The sequence below is a fragment of the Flavobacterium sp. ACN6 genome (assembly GCF_002304005.1).
Taxonomy (GTDB): Bacteria; Bacteroidota; Bacteroidia; order Flavobacteriales; family Flavobacteriaceae; genus Flavobacterium.
Window position 1 is genome coordinate 282,287 of sequence record NZ_MRCQ01000003.1, and the last position, 18,236, is coordinate 300,522.

Sequence of the window (18,236 nt, forward strand, 5' to 3'; positions counted from 1 at the left end):
TTGAAAAATATTATTTCATTAATTTACTTAATCTATAACCTTTAATGCCATTTTTTAATTTTGAAATCTTTCCTGTTTGCAGCATTATTTTGATTCCTTCAATTACTCTTAAATAGAATTGTTGTTTTAAAACAGTATTAGAAAAATGTTTTTTGTAAAAGTAGAAATATAACTTTTCTTTTTCTAATTCGACGTTAACTGATTTTTGCTTATCTCTCTGCCCGCCAGCTGAAACATGCAAATGCTCGACTAGAATTTTTGGCTGAAAATAAATATTTGCTCCCGCTTGAAGCAGACGCATTCCGTAATCCCAATCATCTCCCCAAATTGTAAAATTTTCGTCAAACAAGAAACCAGCTTCTTTGAACACATCTCTTTTCACAATATTCAAACCGGAACATACTTGTAGTCTAAAACGTGATTTTGAAAAATTACCAGGTTTTGAAATAGTATCTAATATCGTATTATATTTAAACTCTTTTGTTTCCATTCCTTCAAACTGAATTCCTGGAATTAGAACGTCTACTATATTGGGTTTTAAAACCTCTATTATTTGTTCAAATGCGATCCTTGGAATTCTCAAATCGTCATCAAGAAAAAATAACCACTCTTCGTTTTGATAATAATCTAGTGCCCGATTTCGAGAATGATTTACTGAATTCTCTCTGTTATTTTTTACAAAAGTAAATTGATAATGCAGCGGTAGTTTATCAATATCCTGTTGAATATCTGTCTGACTCTGATCTACAATGATAACTTGAGAAATAGAATCTTGGAAAGCATTTAAATCTAAAAGTAAATTAGATACGCATTCTAATCTGTCTCTTGTTGGAATAACTAAAAAAAAGTTTTTCATTTATTTGCTAATTTTGGCATACACTGAATTTACAGCATTAAAAATTTTGAGTTTTTTCAGGATCAAAATTATACGATATTTTATTAAACGCAATTGAAATTTTACTGCCGACCAAAATCCAATTTGTTTAAAATGAGATATTATTAAGACTTTATATGTTTTTAGTGAAGGTATATTTAAAAAAGCAATTTCAAGTTTCTTTAGAATTATTGTCTTCTGATGCTTTGTAAATAACGAGCGATATTGAGTAAACAAGATGTTGCAAAATTCGAAAGTTGCCCAGTTTTTTCGATCGTTTGAACTCGAATCTCCTGTTATACTAAAACTCGAAACACGTATCAAAGACTGCGCTTCATTAATTGAGTAAATAAAATTTGGTGTAGAAAATTCTAATACCGCCAGATCATCAGAATGCCACGCTAGAGGAAGATCTTTAAATTTTATTTTTTTTACAACTTCTTTCTTAAATAAATATTCGCCTAGTGAACTTCTTGTTTTTTTAGAAAACTTTCTAGTCAAAAACGCTGCTCCAGTTTCTAAAACGGGATGTTCATATTTTCCAGAAAGGGCTTCATCTTTTTCATTTATTACTGTTGTAGCAAATCGAACAACATTAATATTGTGATTTTTAATTTCGTCTTGGTGATTATAAAAAGCTTCTATAACATTAGTTTCTAAAACATCATCATCTCCTAGAATCATTATCCATTCTTCGCTCTCAACTAGATTTATACAGCGCTCCCATTGTTTTACTAACGAAATTCCTCCTATATTTTCTTTAAAATGATGATACGCAAACTGAAAATCATTTTCAAATTCTTGCAATGTGAATAGCGGGTCTTCAGGACTTGCATCGTTTCCTATGTAAACTTTAAATCTTTTATCTGTTTGTTTTTTTAAGGATCGCAGTGTAGTTTCAAAAAACTCAAGTTTATAGTATGGAATTACTATAGCTATCATTTTTTTACTTTTTTAAGCATCCAATTCCCAAATGAAAGTAAATGTAAATTTAAAAGAATCTTCTTTATTTTATATCCTAACTTATAAGATCCTGAGTTTTTATATTTTTTTACTTCCAATGTTTTTTCTCTGGACTGCTGGTAATATTTTTCAATTAAAAAAATTAAAAACTTTTCAAAATCTTCTTCAAGCAATATTGATTTTAAAATTGGAAAAGAATAAAAGAAATTACTTTTCATATGAGCAAAATCTTTAGTCATATTTTTTTCATGATATCTGTAATACGCTAAGGGTAAATCTAGAAAATGCACTTGTGGTTTGTTTTTAAAAATTTTCAGCCACATTATCCAGTCTTCTTTTGCGCCTAACTCAGATTGAAATCTAAAATTTTCAAAGTTGCTTTTATGAAAAAATCCACAGTGAATCGGGATATTAAACTCAAAATCCCAATCGTATAAAACTTTTTCAAAAGTAAATAGCGTTGGTGAAAGTTTGCAAAAAGGTGCTTCAATATTTTTTAAATCACCTCTAAACATCATAAAATTTGAAATGACTATTTTAGACTTTACTTCCTTACCTGCTAATGTTTCTAAAGATTCTTTTAATTTGTCTTCATGTAATATATCATCGGAGTCCAAAAATTGAATAAACTCCCCTGAAATTTTACTTAACGCATGATTGCGAGCAAAACTTACTCCCTTATGTTCTAATGAATAAAATAAAAAACGTGCATCATCTTTAATAAATTCTTTGACAATAAGTACAGTATTATCTGTAGACCCATCATCTACAATAATACATTCCCAATTTGTGTAGGTTTGCGACACTATAGACTGCAAGGTTTCCTTTATTAGATTTTCTCTATTAAAAGTTGGAATAATAATGGATACTAAAGGAGATATCTGCTCTCTTCTATTCATTTTATATGTTTTGAATATTGCATCAGTAGTTGATTAATATAACAGAATTTACTATTTTAAAATTTGAATTAAAGTTTGAAAGTGAAACTTGCTAAAAGGTTTTAACAAAATCAATTTAAACCAAAAGTAAACAGCTTGTTTTTTTAAACCATATTCAAATAATTTGGTTACAAAAAATTTTCCATTTTTAAATTCATGATATTTTAGATTATTATTCTCTGATATTGATTGAGGTAATATATCTTTATACAAATCATAAAAAAAAATAGATGACAGGAACCAATCTTTATTAATTGTTCCTATAGAATAATGTTCTAATAAAATTTCGTTTGTAACTACAATTTTATAGCCATTTTTAAGGTATTCAAATGATAGGTTTAAATCATAATTATGAAATCCTTTTAATTTAGTATTAAATAAGATCGAATTTGTTTTTCTTGTGGCCATAAAGACGCCATCAATCGTTACAACTTCCTGCAAATTAGTCTTATCAAATCCTGTGTGCCAATGAACTTTTTGTCCGTTAAAATATTGTTTAATATTTATACACCTATCATTTTCACCACAATTCCACCAAGCTGATGGCATTTTAGTTTTGCTTTTTGCGCCACCTACACCAACTAAACCTACATCATTATTTTTATCAAAAATTTCAATTAAAACCTGACCCCAATTTTGAGTAAGCATATTTATATCATCATGAATAAAACAAACAATTCCGTTTTTACTTTTACTAAACCCAATATTATACGCTTCAAAAATTGAATAGTTGTTTTCTGAATTATCGATAACAATTAATTCATAATCTACACCAATAGTTTTTTGTATGTTGTACAGCAAACTAGCAGATATTTCAGGAGTTCTAGAACAAATAATTATCGAAATCATAAACCCAGCTTCTTTAATTTTAATTTTAAGTTCTTTCTAAATTTATATCTTTTTATAAATTCATCTAAGACACTAATTAAAATAAACATTCCCTTCAGTTTTTGACTACTTCGTATTAGAAGTAAACCTTTTTCATATTTTAAAAACTTAATTATTGATTTGTTTTTGGAAAAAACTATCTCATAATTTGAAGGTCTTTTGATTCTTAGAATTGAAAATATTGCTTTTCGCATCTTAAGATTTATATCAACAATTAAGGTTTTCTCATCAGACTTTACTGTCTTCGCAATCACACTATTAGAATGATATCTAAAATTATTAAGAGAATCAGCAGTAAAAGCAACTTTAAAACCAATAATTTGTTGAACGTAAACTATCCAGTCTCCACATGTTCTCAGATCATTACTTGTTAATAAATCTGCCGAAAGAAACAGATTTTTTTTTCTTAATAACACCGCACTGGCATTCGGAATAACATTCACATGAATTAAATATTTCTCAATAAAAGCATCACCCTCTATTATAAAATCCTTTTTAAAATTCTCTTTATCTAAAGAATTGGTGTGTTCAATCCAATTTCCTATTTTATTATTATTTTCATCTACCTTATTTGACTGACAGTAAGATAAAACTACTTTGTTATCATTTATTAATGGTTTAACAACTCTTTCTAGAAGATAAATATCACAAAAATCATCTGATTCTGCTATCCATATAAAATCTCCTGCAGACAAGTCAATTCCTTTCTTCCACTGCCTAAAAGTATTTCCTGAATTTTTATCATTAAAAACACAATACTTTACTTGCGGTTTTTCGGCATACTCAGATAAAATATTTCTACTGCCATCTGTACTGCAGTCGTCGAGTAAAATCACCTCAAAATTTTGATACGTTTGATTAAAAATAGAATCTAAACGCAGCCTAAGATAATTTTCATGATTGTAGTTTGGAACAATTACAGAAATTAAAGGAAAATTAGAATTCATCCTCTACTTTTTAAAATTTTTAAATAAAGTAAATCCAAAAAATGTATTGCAGAAGGCATCTATAACAAATTTTTTACTTTTTAATTTCAGTAGTTGTTCTTTCTTCTGAGTTTCTATTAATGAAATAATATTCACATATTCACTATGAAATAATTTACTGTGTTTTTTTACAATATAATCTTGGTTTAAAAACACCATATTGTCTGAAAATGAACGAATCATTGATTTGTTTGAAACATAATACTTAAAAGTAATTTCATGCAAATTAAAGAAAACAGCACCTACATTACTTAAAGCAATCCAAAACTCCCAATCTTCATGGCCTTGATATGGCATATTTTCATCGTAACCACCAGCCTTTTTCCATAATTCTTTCTTGAAGACAGCGCAAGCATCAATATAATTGTGAACCAGCATTTTATGTAAATTGAAATCATCTACTTTCCACAACCCTTCTCTTTCCCCAAAATATTCTGCATATCCATATACAACTCCAATGCTTAAGTCATTTTTAAAAACTTTAATAGCATTCCTTATAAAACTTTTAGACAATTGGTTATCTGAATCTAACGGAAGAATAAATTCTCCCTCAGCTCTTGTTATTCCGTAGTTCCTTGCCTTTCCTAAACCTCCATTTTCTTTAAAATAATATTTAAACCTATTATCTTTAAGCACATACTTTAACGCAATTTCTTCTGTACTATCAGTTGAGCCATCATTTACAATGATTAGCTCCCAATCTTGAAAATCTTGATTTAAAACAGATTCTAAGGTTGCTTCTAAAGTCGCTTCAGAATTATAACAGGGTGTAATTATACTTAATTTTGGAATCATTAATTATTTATAGTTTAATTTAACTGATAATTATTTACGAATTGATTTAAAAAATTAAAGGATGGCATAAAAACAAATTTTGTTGGACAAATTGATTAATAAAAAAGCAACTATGATAACTATAAGTGCAAAATCAAAATTTTATTTAATTTACGTTTTAAATATTTACCTATTAATCTAAAATAAAATCGTCCATTTCTTTTCCCTTCATTTATTCTGTTTACTTGATTTTTTAAGAATATTAAATCGTTCGCTTTGTAATGTTGCAATTGTGGATGAACAATATGTTTTCCTCTAAAATTATCTAACAAATCAAGTTCTTTGAATAAGCTTGAATCCTTCGTAAACAACATCATGTTTTGTCTATACCATGCATCGATATTATTATCATCCCAAAAGATAGGTCTAAAAATGTCATACAATTTAAAACCCAAATCTTCAAAAATATCAATCCAAAATTGTGGCGGTTGTTCATTTAAATGATTTTGCCCTCCCTGATGAGGAATCGCAGCTGAAAAAACTATTGTATCACTTAATTTTGAAAGACTAATAATAAAAATTGAAGCACTTTCCACACTTAAGTGTTCAGCTACTTCTAAAGAAATTGCTAAATCATATTTCTCATCAGAAGAAAATTCTTTTTCGAGATCATGCTCTATAAATTTAGATTCATCAATCTTTAACTTTTGTTTGTCAACATAGTGCCCATCAATGCCGATAATTTTATCTATATTGTAGTCTTGAAATACTTTCAACCAAGTTCCAATTCCACAACCTACATCAACTACAGATTTAGGTTTTAATAATTTTACAATATAAGGGACTGCAATTTCAGCAGCTTTGAAATTATGAACATGATCTTCATGAACATATTTAATATTTTTAACATTCATATCTAATAAAAATTAATTTCTGAATCGTAAAAATAATTTAGCTTTTCTTGAATTTGTTTTTTTTCATTAAAAGAACTCAGAACATTAAAGCTAAATGCCTCAATAATAGTATCAATGTTATTTTCTTCATCTCCAAAATAGATATCAACAGAATACGTTTTAGATTTTATAATCCTAAATACAGGAAAATTCAAAATAATTTCTCCATCTAATGAATCTATATTTATTTTGTCTCCAGTATTTCTATTATTTATACCTACTATTTCAACTTCATCAGGATCTTTTATAACTATTCCTAAAACTGCTTCTCTAAATTGCGATTTTAATTTATACCTAAACTTAAAGTCAACATTTGAGCCAGTTACAATTGTACTTGTTTTTTTCGAATTACAAAAAATCTCAACACTTAAAATTCCAAAATCTTTTACTTTCTTATTTGGATGATTATCAAAACTGAAATACCCTTTTTTAATTAATTTATCATCATTAAAAATTTGATTAGTAGATAGATAATAATCAACTGATTCGTCAATTTCTCCATCAAAAACAACTTTTCCATGTTCTAAAACAAGTCCTCTTGTACATAGACTTTTTACAGCTGGCATATTATGACTTACAAACAACACAGTACGCCCTTCTCCTTTTGAAATGGACTTCATTTTTCCAATAGCTTTCTTTTGAAATTCTGCATCTCCAACTGCCAAAACCTCATCGATAACTAAAATTTCTGGTTCTAAAAAAGCAGCAACTGCAAATGCCAAGCGTACAGTCATTCCCGAACTGTATCTTTTTACTGGAGTATCAATATATCTTTCACAGCCTGAAAATTCAATAATTTCATTCAATTTTGAGGTAATTTCTTTTTTGGTCATTCCTAAAATAGCACCATTTAGAAAGATATTTTCTCGGCCGGTCATCTCACCATTAAATCCTGTACCAACTTCTAATAAGGATGCTATACGCCCACGAGATTTTATACTTCCTGTTGTTGGAGCCGTTACTTTTGAAAGTATTTTTAAAAGTGTCGATTTTCCTGCGCCATTTTTTCCAATTATACCTAAAACTTCGCCGCGTTCAACCTCAAAATTTATATCCTGTAATGCCCAAACGTAGTCTGATGTTCCTTTAGTAGAGCGATCATTTGCTTCACCAATTTTTAAATATGGGTTTTCTTTACCTCGAATTTGATGCCACCAACGATTAAGATCATGGCTTATTGTACCTGTCCCTACCTGCCCAAGGCGATATTGTTTTGAAATATTTTCGGCTTTTAATATAATGTCTTTCATTTCGAATGCAGGATTACAAATAAAATAATCTAAAAAGTAACTAAACCAATTAGTTAGAGGATCATTATTCTGTAATTTTATTATTTTTCTATTATTTTTTCAACAATTTAGTACTCAATTCACTTAGATTCTTAATTTTCAAAAGATAAAAACTGCAAAGTCGATTACTCTACTTTTTTATCAACTAAAAATAAATTCCCTAAATCCCCAAAAATAATTGATTTTCCAACTACTTTGTAGTCTTTAGATTCTAGATATTTTACAATTTCTGAATTTAAATCTTCCTTCAAAGAAAAATTCGTTTCTATAAGAACAATTTTAGGTCGGTATTTAATCCAATTGTTTGTTTTTAAAACCTCTAAGTCAAATCCTTCAACATCGATATCAAAGAAGTCTAATCGCTCATTTGGTTTGATATTTTTATCGAGTATTTTTTCTAATGAAAATGACGGTACATCTATCGTTTTTCTGATTTTATCAACCAAATTATGTTTTTGTATAAAATCATAATCCAATGTATTCATCGAGCTTTCTTCAAGCATGTAATACTTATAAATTTTCTCATCTTGACCAATTGCACAATTTATAAAATTATCTTTTGGTCTTATTTTTTTATATAATGATTCTAATTCTGGATTTGGATCGATACACAAGCCTTTCCAATTTCTTAAATAAAAGAAATAACTATTCGATGCTTTAATTGGATGCCAGCAGCCAATATCAACATACACACCGGGAGATGTTGAAGCAATCAATTTATTTAATTGAATATCTTCACCCGATTTAGAAAAACTGACCTTAAATCTCTTAAAGATTAATTCTTTTATCTTATTTTTCATCTTTAATTGTATTTCATCCAGTTACTAAACTAAAAAACTTATCTCCGACCAACATATTTCTACTAATGTTAACAATGTTTATTGCAAATAATGAAGGCTATATATTTTTAAATATAACTAGACTGTATCTATAAAACTCTTCTCTGTTTTATTAAACAATAATATCCCGACAAAGAAAATAACAAGTGTTACAACAATAGTGTATGAAAGACCTAAAATTGAAACATTTCCTGTGTTTAACAACATATACCGAGAGGTTTCAATTGCGTATGCCAACGGATTGTACTCTACTATCCAGCCAAACTTTGGCAATTTTTGTTTTATTAGGTCCATCGGATAAATCACCGCAGACAAATACATTAAAAGTTGCATCCCAAAACCAATTAAGTTGCTAAAGTCACGATATTTTGTAACCACTGATGAAATCATCATTCCTAGACCTAAACCTAAAATTCCCATGAAAGCTATCAGTAATGGAAAAAAAAGTAATGACGGATTTAAGCTCATAGCAGCACCATTTAAAAAATAAAAGATATAAAAAGCTATAAAAATGCAAAATTGAATTCCGAATTTAGTTAGGTTAGAAATTACTACTGATAATGGGGTGATGATTCTTGGAAAATAAACTTTCCCGAAAATTGCAGCATTCGCTTTAAAAGTATCAGAAGTACCCGTTACGCAAGCTGTAAAATAATTCCACACTGTAATACTAGCAAGATTAAATAAAAAAGGAGGAATTGCACCTGTAGTAATTCCTGCTACATTATTAAATATTATAGTAAATGTAACTGAAGTAAACAAAGGTTGAATAAGATACCAAAGAGGCCCCAAAACAGTTTGCTTGTAAACTGTTATAATGTCTCTTTTTACAAATAACATTACTAAATCACGGTATTGCCAGATTTCTTTAAAATTAAATGATAAAAATTTATTTTTAGGTGTTATTTCAAACAACCAATCATTTGTGCCATTAGAATCGTTCATTACATTAAATTGGGAAAAAATAGTTTTTTAATTTTAAAATTAACAAGATTTTTAACATTTATGCTATTGTTTAAAAATGCCAAAAGGTGTTTTTTAAAAAAACACCTTTTGCAATAATTCGATATATTTATTAAAAATAAGATTACTTATCTAAGACTTCAAAAGTGGAATTCATACTTTTAAACTCTGGAACAATCTTTTTCATTTTAGATACAATATCATCATTTTCATAAAAATCAGCAATTCCTATAAGCTCATCAACATCAATATGGAGATTCTCGTATTCATCTTGAATTTCTTGCGCAATCATAATTTTTTCATGATAAGTTGGCAGCGTTTTAGAAGTATCATTTAACAGTTCCTCGTAAAGTTTTTCACCAGGTCTTAGTCCAACAATCTTAATTTTTATTTCTTTATCTGGTATAAAACCAGCTAGTTTAATCATTTTTTTTGCCAAATCTATTATTCGTACTGGCTTACCCATATCAAATATGTAGATTTCACCTCCGTTACCCATGGCTCCAGCTTCTAATACCAGTTGACAAGCTTCTGGAATAGTCATAAAATAACGAATAATATCTTGATGTGTTATTGTTACAGGTCCGCCTTCTGCAATTTGCTTAGTAAATAAAGGAACAACTGAACCGTTTGAACCTAAAACGTTACCAAAGCGAGTTGTTATGAATTTTGTACCACCCTCAATATTTTCTCTCTGATTTTTCAAGAACAAAGATTGTACATATTTTTCAGCGATACGCTTACTCGCTCCCATCACATTGCTTGGGTTAACAGCTTTATCTGTAGAAACCATAACAAATTTCTTCACATGGTACTTACAAGCCAGATCTGCCAAATTTTTGGTTCCTTTAATATTAGTTTGAATAGCCTGAGATGGATTTTCTTCCATTAAAGGTACGTGTTTATAAGCTGCCGCATGAAAAACAACGTGTGGACTATAGTTCTTGAATACCTTTTCTAAAGCCTTTTTACTTCGAACATCAGCAATTACCGCCACAATCTTTGCACTACAATTCATAGCTTGAGTCTCTAAACACAAATTATGTAATGGCGTTTCAGCATGATCTAAAACAATAACAATTTTTGGATTAAAGTTTAAAACCTGTCTTACAATTTCACTTCCAATTGAGCCAGCCGCTCCAGTAATTAAAATTGTCTTATCCTTCAATTGTTTAGAAATCGATTTACTATCTAGAACTATAGGCTTCCTTTCTAATAAGTCTTCAATTTGAATATTCTTTACTTTTTGAGAAATTTCTTTTTGATTTTCCCAATCTGAAATTAAAGGGACAGTATATACTCTGTAATTAAACTCTAAGCATTGATCTACAATAATTAGTTGTTCGTCCTTACTTAAACTTTTATCAGCGATAATAACACCTTCTGCCGCCACAGATCTCATTAATGCAGGAAGTTTTTTTCTTAAAATCAAAATTGGAAGATCCAGCATACGCTTGGAAGCATTCTGATTATTCTTGTCTACAAAACCAACAATTTTAAATCTTGATGGTGTTTCAAATTTTAAAGCGTTTGCTACTGAAATTGCATTAGCATCTGTTCCGTAAATTACAGTCCGCACCAATTTCGTTGTGGCTTTTTCTGAAAAGTACATTTCGAAAGTTTGTTTTACAACGACACGATATAAAAACAACCCACAAAAAGATAAAACTAAATTGATAAATAATGCAGTGTTTAAAAAAGCTTTATTTCCTGTATATAATTCAAATACTAGATTTATAAATAAGAAAAATACCAGAACCGACATTTGAGAGAACAGCAACTTTATTGCATCTATATAAGAAGAGTGCCTAATAATTCCTGAATAAGTTCTGAAAAGCCAGAAAAAAAACACATTTACAATAATTAGTGTCCCAACAAAATAAAAATCATGTGAAGTAATAATATAACCTATTGCAGTACCTTCAAAAAGCAAATAAGTTAGTGAAAACGAAAAAAATAGAACCATTACATCTATAGCAACGATTATCCATCTAGGTAAATAACTTAGATTATTGATATTTGCCCGAAGATTTCTCGGCGAAAAAGTATTGTATAACAATGAAGTTATACTATTTGGTTTTTCTGTGTTCAATTGAGGTTTTGTTTAAATCTGCAAACTAGTTTTTACAAAAATACAAATTAAAGGTTTTAAATAATTACTTAAAGATGTAAATTAAATTTTAACACCTTTTTTCTTTTGTTTTAGAAAATCTAATAAATATGTTCCGTAACCAGATTTCAGTAATGGCTGCGCAAGTTTTTCTAGCTGTTCATCAGTAATAAAACCCTGTCTCCATGCAATTTCTTCAATACAGCCAACTTTTAAACCCTGTCTTTCTTCTAAAACCTGAACAAATTGTCCAGCCTGCATTAAACTATTAAAAGTTCCTGTATCCAACCAAGCTGTGCCTCTACTCAATATTCCAACTTTTAATTCCCCTTTTTCAAGATAAACTTTATTAACATCTGTAATTTCATATTCACCGCGGGCGCTGGGTTTAATATTTTTTGCAATCTCTACAACAGAATTATCATAGAAATATAATCCAGGAACAGCATAATTAGATTTTGGTTCAAGAGGCTTTTCTTCGATAGAAATTGCATTCTTATTTTCATCAAACTCAACTACTCCGTATCTTTCAGGATCTACAACATGATATGCAAAAACAACACCACCTTCTGGATCAGCATTCTCCTTTAATAATTGCTGCATGTTAGTTCCAAAGAAAATATTATCCCCCAATACCAGAGCAACTTTATCTTTTCCAATAAAATCTTCTCCTATGACAAAAGCCTGAGCTAAGCCATTTGGATTTGGTTGCTCTGCATAGCTAAATTTACATCCTACTATACTTCCATCTCCCAAAAGCTTTTTGAAATGAGGGAGATCATGGGGAGTTGATATAATTAAAATTTCATTAATTCCTGCCATCATTAAAGTTGAAAGAGGATAGTAAATCATAGGCTTGTCATAAACCGGCATTAGCTGTTTGCTTACTGCTAACGTTAACGGGTGTAATCTTGTGCCAGAACCTCCAGCTAATATAATTCCTTTCATAGTATCTTGTTAAATTTTAGAGATTATCAATTAATTGAATATTTTAATAGCTTTACTATTCAAATATTTTTTTTAGACTTACTTTATAATCAGGAATTTCCAGATTATAAATTGATTTTATTTTTTCTTTGTCTAATAATGAAAAATTAGGTCGCTTAGCTGGAGTTGGGTAAGATGAAGAACCAATTCCTCCAACTTTACAAGAATAGTTCCCTAATTCTTTTATTGCTAACGCAAATTCATACCAGCTTATTTCACCTTCATTTGAATAATTAAAAATACCTGAAACCCAGTTAGTAGATTTCACAATTGTAATTAATGCTTGTGCTAAATCAGCAGCGTAAGTTGGCGACCCCATCTGGTCATTTACAACATTAATTTCGTCTCTTTCCTGCATTAAACGCTGCATTGTTTTAACAAAATTATTCCCAAACTTACTATAAACCCAAGAAGTTCTAATAATAATTGCGCTAGGATTCTCTTTCATACAAGCATTTTCACCAGCTAATTTGCTTTCTCCATAAATATTTATCGGATTTGTTACCGCTTCTTCGTTTAAAGCAACAGAAGATTTTCCATCAAACACATAGTCAGTAGAAATATGAATTAATTTCACATTATTTTCTGCACTATATCTTGCAATTTTTTCTACCGCTAAATGGTTTACTAAAAATGCAGTTTCTTTTTCTGATTCCGCTTTATCTACTGCTGTATATGCTCCGCAATTTAAGATAATATCAGGTTGGATTTCATTTAATTGATTTTGAAGCAGTTCTAAATTATCTAATGTTATTTTAGTTCGATCAGCAAAAACCCAGTCAAACTCCGGATTATTAACTGCCAAAACTGCAAGTTCAGAACCTAACTGTCCGTTTGCCCCTGTTACAAGAATTTTTTTCATTAAAACAAACTATTACAATTATCAATAAAAGGAAGAATTTGATCTTTCTCAGAAACAATTGCATCTTTTAAATTCATTCCCCAATCAATATCTAAAGACGGGTCGTCATATTTAATTCCTCCTTCTGAAGCTTTATTATAAAACTGATCACATTTATACATTACAGAAGCTGTTTCACTTATAACTGAAAATCCGTGTGCAAAACCTTGGGGTACTAATAATTGTTTTTTATTTTCTGCAGATAATAGAATACTGAATGCTTTACCGTAAGTTGGCGAATCTTTTCTTAAATCCACAGCAACATCTATTATTTCCCCTTCTAAAACACGAACTAATTTTGTTTGCGCAAAAGGAGGATTCTGATAATGTAATCCTCTTAAAGTTCCATATTTAGAAAATGATTGATTGTCCTGAACAAAATCAATTTCAATACCAAGCTCTTCAAATTTAGTTTTACTGTAAGATTCAAAAAAATAACCTCTTTCATCTCCAAAAACACTTGGTTCGACAATCACTAAATCTTCTATAAATGTTTTTTCAATTTTCATATTATTAATTTTATTTTATTTATTCAACAATTGAAAAAAGTCTTAATCACTTTTTCAATTCTATCTCTATCTTCTTCTTTAAGATTTGATCCCGATGGCAAACACAATCCGTTATTAAACAATCCTTCAGCAATTTTATTTCCATAATACGGATATTTATCAAAAATGGGTTGTAAATGCATTGGTTTCCATAATGGTCTGCTTTCAATATTTGCACTTTCAAGACTAAGTCGCAAGCTTTCCTTGTCTCTATTCTTATCTGTTTCTATAATGATTGTATTTAACCAATAATTAGAGAAAAAATTCTGATCTAAAGCTTCTAAAAGTTTAACACTTTTGATTTCACTAAAAACATCTTTATAAAAGAAATGATTTTTTCTTCGTTTCTCGACATTCTCTTCTAGAATTTTTATTTGCCCAAGACCAATTCCCGCACAAATATTACTCATTCTATAATTATAACCTATCTTGCTATGTTGATAATGTGGTGCTTTATCTTTCGATTGCGTAGCATAAAAAATTGCTTTTTCTTTTAAATCAGATGAATTTGAGACCAAAGCTCCTCCACTAGAAGTTGTTATTATCTTATTGCCATTGAATGATAAAATTCCAAAACTACCAAAACTACCACATTTATTCCCTTTGTATTTGCTTCCTAGAGCTTCGGCACTATCTTCTATTATTGGAATCTCATATTTGTCTGCTATTGCATGAATTTCATCAACCTTATAAGGCATTCCATATAAATGTACTGCAATTATAGCTTTAGGCTTTTTACCTTTTTTAATACGATCTTTTATAGCTAGTTCCATGCTTTGCGGGCATATATTCCAAGTTTCCGCTTCACTATCAACAAAAATAGGTATCGCTCCCTGATATAAAATTGGGTTTGCAGATGCAGCAAATGTCATGCTTTGACAAATTACTTCATCACCACTTTTAACTCCCAATAAAATTAATGCTAAATGAATAGCTGATGTTCCAGAGTTTAAAGCCGTTGTAAAACAACCTTCGCCAAAATAGTTCTGAAGTTCCTTTTCAAAATCATCAACATTTGGTCCGCCTGAAGTTATCCAGTTAGAGTTTAATGCTTTTTGAACATATTCTTGTTCAAAACCACTTTGATGCGACAATGATAAATAAATTCTTTTATAATGCATTTATATTCCAATAATCTGAAGGATAACGAACATCGTCTTCTTTCACATTCATTAATGGTAGGGTCGAAAACGAAATTAATTTTGAATTTGATTCTAACGATTCTATAGCATTTGCATAACCTGCTGGAATATGAACTATCTTGCTTTCTGATTCTGATACAAAAACAGTCTCTATCTCTAACATTTTGGAGGGCTTTTGCCAGTTATCAATTTTTACAAAATAGATTTTAAAAGAACCACTAACACAGTAAAAATTTTTTGCATCTAATTTATGTCCCTGCCAAGCTCGAAACGGGTTTTCATCGGAATTACTTATTATATAAAATCTTTCAATATCATTAAACTTGAAGTCATTGACATAAGAAATAGTCCCACGATGATCTGAAAAATTTCCTCCCTGAATTACTTTCGTATTCATATAGACAGCTTTAAATTATTTTTATTTATTAAATAAAACTTTACTGAGTACAAAAAAAGCAACGGAATCAAGATAACTGAAAACAAGATGATATCATTTACTTTTTGATATAATGCTAGTACCAGCGTCGAAATCGCAATTTGAACCACCGCATAATAAAGCGATACCAATCGATGTTGAATTTTGCATTCGTTACTCAGAATTTGATAGAAATGTAAACGATGAGCTTCAAAAATATTTTGTTTTAAATACAAGCGATGTACAATTGTACAAACTGCATCGATACCATAAACAGCTAAAAATAAAAGCCAGATAATTGTATTGGTGCTAATAATAAGTTTTAAAAGTAAATAGATGATCCAGAATGCAATAGCAATACTTCCGACATCACCTGCAAAACATTTTGCTTTTTTTCTATAATTGAAAAACAAGAAAACGATACTGGCAATCATTCCGTATCTTATCAAATCTCCATCAATAAATAATTGGAGCTTAGTATTGACATATAATAAAGCACCTAATACAACTAAGGTATAAAGTCCGGTTATACCATTAATTCCATCCATGAAGTTGTAGGCATTGATTAGACCGATAGCCAAAATATAACTTACAACAACTCCCCAAATTGGCATTAATGTAAACAATTCTAAATCGATAAAAATCAGAGTTATGGCAAGAAAATGAATAGAAATTCTAATTTTATTGGATAAACTTTGGATATCATCCCAAAAACTAACTAAGCTGACCAACGTAATCCCAGTAAAGAAAAGATAATTGCTTTGGATATTTTGTATAAAATATAGCAATGCCGAAAACCAAAAAATGATTCCGCCTCCACGTAACGTTATTTCTGTATGTGAACTCCGTAGATTTGGTTTATCAATAATATTATAACGATCTGCTACCTTAAAGTAAACCAGCATCAATATCATTAGAATTATTCCTAAAATTGTGTATTGCATTATTTTAAAAAGCTTTTTATTGTTTTTTCTAACCCTTCTCTTGTTGAAGTCGGTAACTTTTCGACTCCTATAGCTGCTTTTATTTTCTGATTTGAAACTCTATAATTCTCTGTCAATTTTTGAACTGTTTCAGAATTCAATGGAAATCTCACTAAATCGCCAATTTTTGCAATTCCATTAATTAAGGGCTTCGGAATAGCGATATTTAAGTTTTTTTTATTTAAAACTTCTGCTATAATCTGAACTAATTCAATGGTGGACAACACATCGTCATCTGAGAAATTATATATACCAGAAGTAATATTTTTATTTTGAAGAATTTTTTTAATTATAAAATTAAGATTATCGATTCCCAAAAAAGACCTTTCATTATAAAAAGCTCCTAAAGGGTATGGAATCCTTTTTTTAACTACATTATAAAGAAGGTTCAAATTCCCTTTATTTCCTGGACCGTGAACCATACAAGGTCTGATTATAAAAATTCTTTTACCCAATGGAATTTCCTTCGATAAAATATATTCTTCTGCCTTTATTTTTGATAAACCATAAGGTGTTTTAGGATTAGGAACTACATCTTCATATAAAACGTCCGTTACATTATCTGCAACAGCCTTTACGCTGCTGAAATAAATAAAGTCTTTTATTTCACTTTTTAAGAAAGCGTCAAATAGTTCTTTTGTTAAATCTGTATTGACTTTAAAATATTCTGACGCATCGCTTGAATTTTTTGTATCATGTGCTTTGCCTGCAAGATGAATAAGTACGTCACCTCTCAACTCGTTTTTCCAATCCAGATTTCGTAATGAAATTTTATCAATTTCAAAAGAATGATTTAACAAATAATCAGATAAATTTTTACCCACAAAACCAGAAGAACCAGTAACTTTTATTTTCATTTATTTAAATTGAGAAAGTGCATTTTTATTAATTTTATTTCTTTCCATATCGAAAAACCACCCCCATTTATTAAAGTAAGTTAAAGCTGAATTCACAAAAATTTTAAACAACTTACGGTTTTTATTTGCTCCTGATTCGTATCCATGGTAAACAGAAACTAGTGGGAAATATATTGTTTTATATTGTTGATGCATTCTTCTTGATAAATCCCAATCTTCAAAATACATAAAAAAATTATCATCATATGCACCAATTTTCTTAATTGCTTGAAGCTTTAATAGTGTAAAACATCCCGAAAGTATTGGGGCGTTGTAAATCATATCTTCTGGTACTTTTCTCAATTCATACTGCTCAATAAATCTTTGATATGCTTTAGCAGGCTTTTTAACCTTTCTCCAAATAATACTTAATGGATTAGGTAGAAGCTTTGGTAAATTTTGGGTAGTTCCATCTAAATTTAATATTTTAGGCATCATCATTCCGATAGCCGCATCCTTTCTCATGTATTCCAACATTGGAAAAATTACATCTTTTTCAAAATAAATATCTGGATTAACAATAAAATGATAATCTGAACCAGATTCAATAGCTTTTTGAATAGCGATATTATGAGAAGCTCCAAAACCTGGGTTAGAAGGATTGTGAATATAAATTATTCTAAAATCATTAAGCTTTTTTTTTAATACATCATTTGGAGAATTGTCTACTAAATATAATTTCGCGCTAATGTTTCCTTGCAAAATACTTTCTATCGTTTTTAATAATTCTACTTCATCTGTTTTATAAAGTACTATTGAAGCAGTAAAGCTATAATTACCCATAATG

At 29.3% G+C, this 18,236-nt stretch carries 19 protein-coding genes; all 19 read right to left on the reverse strand.

The features are described 5' to 3' along the window. Positions 1 to 10: 10 nt before the first annotated feature. Positions 11 to 856 (reverse strand): glycosyltransferase family 2 protein, encoded by an 846-nt coding sequence (locus tag BSF42_RS06610; protein WP_095952310.1) that lies wholly within the window; start codon positions 854 to 856, stop codon positions 11 to 13. Further along, complete coding sequence (locus BSF42_RS06615) at positions 857 to 1,816, reverse strand: glycosyltransferase family 2 protein (protein WP_095952311.1); 960 nt, start codon at positions 1,814 to 1,816, stop codon at positions 857 to 859. After that, on the reverse strand, positions 1,813 to 2,736 hold the full coding sequence (locus BSF42_RS06620; RefSeq protein ID WP_095952312.1) for a glycosyltransferase family 2 protein: 924 nt from the start codon (positions 2,734 to 2,736) through the stop codon (positions 1,813 to 1,815). The genes BSF42_RS06615 and BSF42_RS06620 overlap by 4 nt, the downstream gene beginning before the upstream one ends. A 51-nt stretch (positions 2,737 to 2,787) precedes the next feature. Beyond that, the gene (locus tag BSF42_RS06625) at positions 2,788 to 3,624 is read right to left on the reverse strand and encodes a glycosyltransferase (protein ID WP_095952313.1); all 837 of its coding nucleotides are present in this window, start codon (positions 3,622 to 3,624) and stop codon (positions 2,788 to 2,790) included. Beyond that, positions 3,621 to 4,610, reverse strand: a complete 990-nt coding sequence (locus tag BSF42_RS06630; RefSeq protein WP_095952314.1) for a glycosyltransferase family 2 protein — start codon at positions 4,608 to 4,610, stop codon at positions 3,621 to 3,623. Before BSF42_RS06630 ends, BSF42_RS06625 begins: the two co-directional genes overlap by 4 nt. 3 nt (positions 4,611 to 4,613) lie before the next feature. After that, positions 4,614 to 5,444, reverse strand: coding sequence for a glycosyltransferase (locus tag BSF42_RS06635; RefSeq protein WP_095952315.1), 831 nt, complete (start codon positions 5,442 to 5,444; stop codon positions 4,614 to 4,616). 119 nt (positions 5,445 to 5,563) lie between these two features. Further along, the gene (locus BSF42_RS06640) at positions 5,564 to 6,337 is read right to left on the reverse strand and encodes a bifunctional 2-polyprenyl-6-hydroxyphenol methylase/3-demethylubiquinol 3-O-methyltransferase UbiG (protein ID WP_095952316.1); all 774 of its coding nucleotides are present in this window, start codon (positions 6,335 to 6,337) and stop codon (positions 5,564 to 5,566) included. A gap of 2 nt (positions 6,338 to 6,339) precedes the next feature. Next, complete coding sequence (locus BSF42_RS06645) at positions 6,340 to 7,626, reverse strand: ABC transporter ATP-binding protein (RefSeq protein WP_095952317.1); 1,287 nt, start codon at positions 7,624 to 7,626, stop codon at positions 6,340 to 6,342. A gap of 164 nt (positions 7,627 to 7,790) precedes the next feature. Then, on the reverse strand, positions 7,791 to 8,465 hold the full coding sequence (locus BSF42_RS06650; protein ID WP_095952318.1) for an FkbM family methyltransferase: 675 nt from the start codon (positions 8,463 to 8,465) through the stop codon (positions 7,791 to 7,793). A gap of 117 nt (positions 8,466 to 8,582) precedes the next feature. Then, complete coding sequence (locus BSF42_RS06655; protein WP_095952319.1) at positions 8,583 to 9,449, reverse strand: ABC transporter permease; 867 nt, start codon at positions 9,447 to 9,449, stop codon at positions 8,583 to 8,585. Positions 9,450 to 9,591: 142 nt separating this feature from the next. Next, positions 9,592 to 11,559 (reverse strand): nucleoside-diphosphate sugar epimerase/dehydratase, encoded by a 1,968-nt coding sequence (locus BSF42_RS06660; RefSeq protein ID WP_095952320.1) that lies wholly within the window; start codon positions 11,557 to 11,559, stop codon positions 9,592 to 9,594. A gap of 81 nt (positions 11,560 to 11,640) precedes the next feature. Then, positions 11,641 to 12,525 carry a glucose-1-phosphate thymidylyltransferase RfbA gene (gene rfbA, locus BSF42_RS06665; RefSeq protein ID WP_095952321.1) on the reverse strand — a complete coding sequence of 295 codons (885 nt, stop codon included), beginning with the start codon at positions 12,523 to 12,525 and terminating at the stop codon, positions 11,641 to 11,643. A 55-nt stretch (positions 12,526 to 12,580) separates the two neighbouring features. Further along, positions 12,581 to 13,426 (reverse strand): dTDP-4-dehydrorhamnose reductase, encoded by an 846-nt coding sequence (rfbD, locus tag BSF42_RS06670; RefSeq protein ID WP_095952322.1) that lies wholly within the window; start codon positions 13,424 to 13,426, stop codon positions 12,581 to 12,583. After that, the gene (gene rfbC, locus BSF42_RS06675) at positions 13,426 to 13,974 is read right to left on the reverse strand and encodes a dTDP-4-dehydrorhamnose 3,5-epimerase (protein WP_095952323.1); all 549 of its coding nucleotides are present in this window, start codon (positions 13,972 to 13,974) and stop codon (positions 13,426 to 13,428) included. The genes rfbD and rfbC overlap by 1 nt, the downstream gene beginning before the upstream one ends. 23 nt (positions 13,975 to 13,997) lie before the next feature. Next, entirely contained in the window at positions 13,998 to 15,134 is a 1,137-nt protein-coding gene (locus BSF42_RS06680) for a DegT/DnrJ/EryC1/StrS aminotransferase family protein (protein ID WP_095952324.1), read from the reverse strand. After that, positions 15,124 to 15,552, reverse strand: coding sequence for a WxcM-like domain-containing protein (locus BSF42_RS06685; protein WP_095952325.1), 429 nt, complete (start codon positions 15,550 to 15,552; stop codon positions 15,124 to 15,126). The genes BSF42_RS06680 and BSF42_RS06685 overlap by 11 nt, the downstream gene beginning before the upstream one ends. Next, positions 15,549 to 16,514: a glycosyltransferase family 4 protein gene (locus BSF42_RS06690; RefSeq protein ID WP_095952326.1), complete on the reverse strand. Its 966-nt coding sequence runs from the start codon at positions 16,512 to 16,514 to the stop codon at positions 15,549 to 15,551. The genes BSF42_RS06685 and BSF42_RS06690 overlap by 4 nt, the downstream gene beginning before the upstream one ends. Next, entirely contained in the window at positions 16,514 to 17,410 is an 897-nt protein-coding gene (locus BSF42_RS06695; RefSeq protein WP_095952327.1) for an NAD-dependent epimerase/dehydratase family protein, read from the reverse strand. Before BSF42_RS06695 ends, BSF42_RS06690 begins: the two co-directional genes overlap by 1 nt. Continuing rightward, positions 17,411 to 18,232: a glycosyltransferase gene (locus BSF42_RS06700; RefSeq protein ID WP_095952328.1), complete on the reverse strand. Its 822-nt coding sequence runs from the start codon at positions 18,230 to 18,232 to the stop codon at positions 17,411 to 17,413. Positions 18,233 to 18,236 lie beyond the last annotated feature (4 nt).

Coding starts and splice junctions, on each gene's coding strand:
- BSF42_RS06615 (WP_095952311.1), bottom strand. CDS start 1,816: ATGATAGCTATAGTAATTCCATACTATAAACTTGAGTTTTTTGAAACT.
- BSF42_RS06685 (WP_095952325.1), bottom strand. CDS start 15,552: ATGAATACGAAAGTAATTCAGGGAGGAAATTTTTCAGATCATCGTGGG.
- BSF42_RS06640 (WP_095952316.1), bottom strand. CDS start 6,337: ATGAATGTTAAAAATATTAAATATGTTCATGAAGATCATGTTCATAAT.
- BSF42_RS06610 (WP_095952310.1), bottom strand. CDS start 856: ATGAAAAACTTTTTTTTAGTTATTCCAACAAGAGACAGATTAGAATGC.
- BSF42_RS06700 (WP_095952328.1), bottom strand. CDS start 18,232: ATGGGTAATTATAGCTTTACTGCTTCAATAGTACTTTATAAAACAGAT.
- BSF42_RS06695 (WP_095952327.1), bottom strand. CDS start 17,410: ATGAAAATAAAAGTTACTGGTTCTTCTGGTTTTGTGGGTAAAAATTTA.
- rfbC (WP_095952323.1), bottom strand. CDS start 13,974: ATGAAAATTGAAAAAACATTTATAGAAGATTTAGTGATTGTCGAACCA.
- BSF42_RS06630 (WP_095952314.1), bottom strand. CDS start 4,610: ATGAATTCTAATTTTCCTTTAATTTCTGTAATTGTTCCAAACTACAAT.
- rfbD (WP_095952322.1), bottom strand. CDS start 13,426: ATGAAAAAAATTCTTGTAACAGGGGCAAACGGACAGTTAGGTTCTGAA.
- BSF42_RS06650 (WP_095952318.1), bottom strand. CDS start 8,465: ATGAAAAATAAGATAAAAGAATTAATCTTTAAGAGATTTAAGGTCAGT.
- BSF42_RS06620 (WP_095952312.1), bottom strand. CDS start 2,736: ATGAATAGAAGAGAGCAGATATCTCCTTTAGTATCCATTATTATTCCA.
- BSF42_RS06690 (WP_095952326.1), bottom strand. CDS start 16,514: ATGCAATACACAATTTTAGGAATAATTCTAATGATATTGATGCTGGTT.
- BSF42_RS06680 (WP_095952324.1), bottom strand. CDS start 15,134: ATGCATTATAAAAGAATTTATTTATCATTGTCGCATCAAAGTGGTTTT.
- BSF42_RS06645 (WP_095952317.1), bottom strand. CDS start 7,626: ATGAAAGACATTATATTAAAAGCCGAAAATATTTCAAAACAATATCGC.
- BSF42_RS06635 (WP_095952315.1), bottom strand. CDS start 5,444: ATGATTCCAAAATTAAGTATAATTACACCCTGTTATAATTCTGAAGCG.
- BSF42_RS06625 (WP_095952313.1), bottom strand. CDS start 3,624: ATGATTTCGATAATTATTTGTTCTAGAACTCCTGAAATATCTGCTAGT.
- rfbA (WP_095952321.1), bottom strand. CDS start 12,525: ATGAAAGGAATTATATTAGCTGGAGGTTCTGGCACAAGATTACACCCG.
- BSF42_RS06655 (WP_095952319.1), bottom strand. CDS start 9,449: ATGAACGATTCTAATGGCACAAATGATTGGTTGTTTGAAATAACACCT.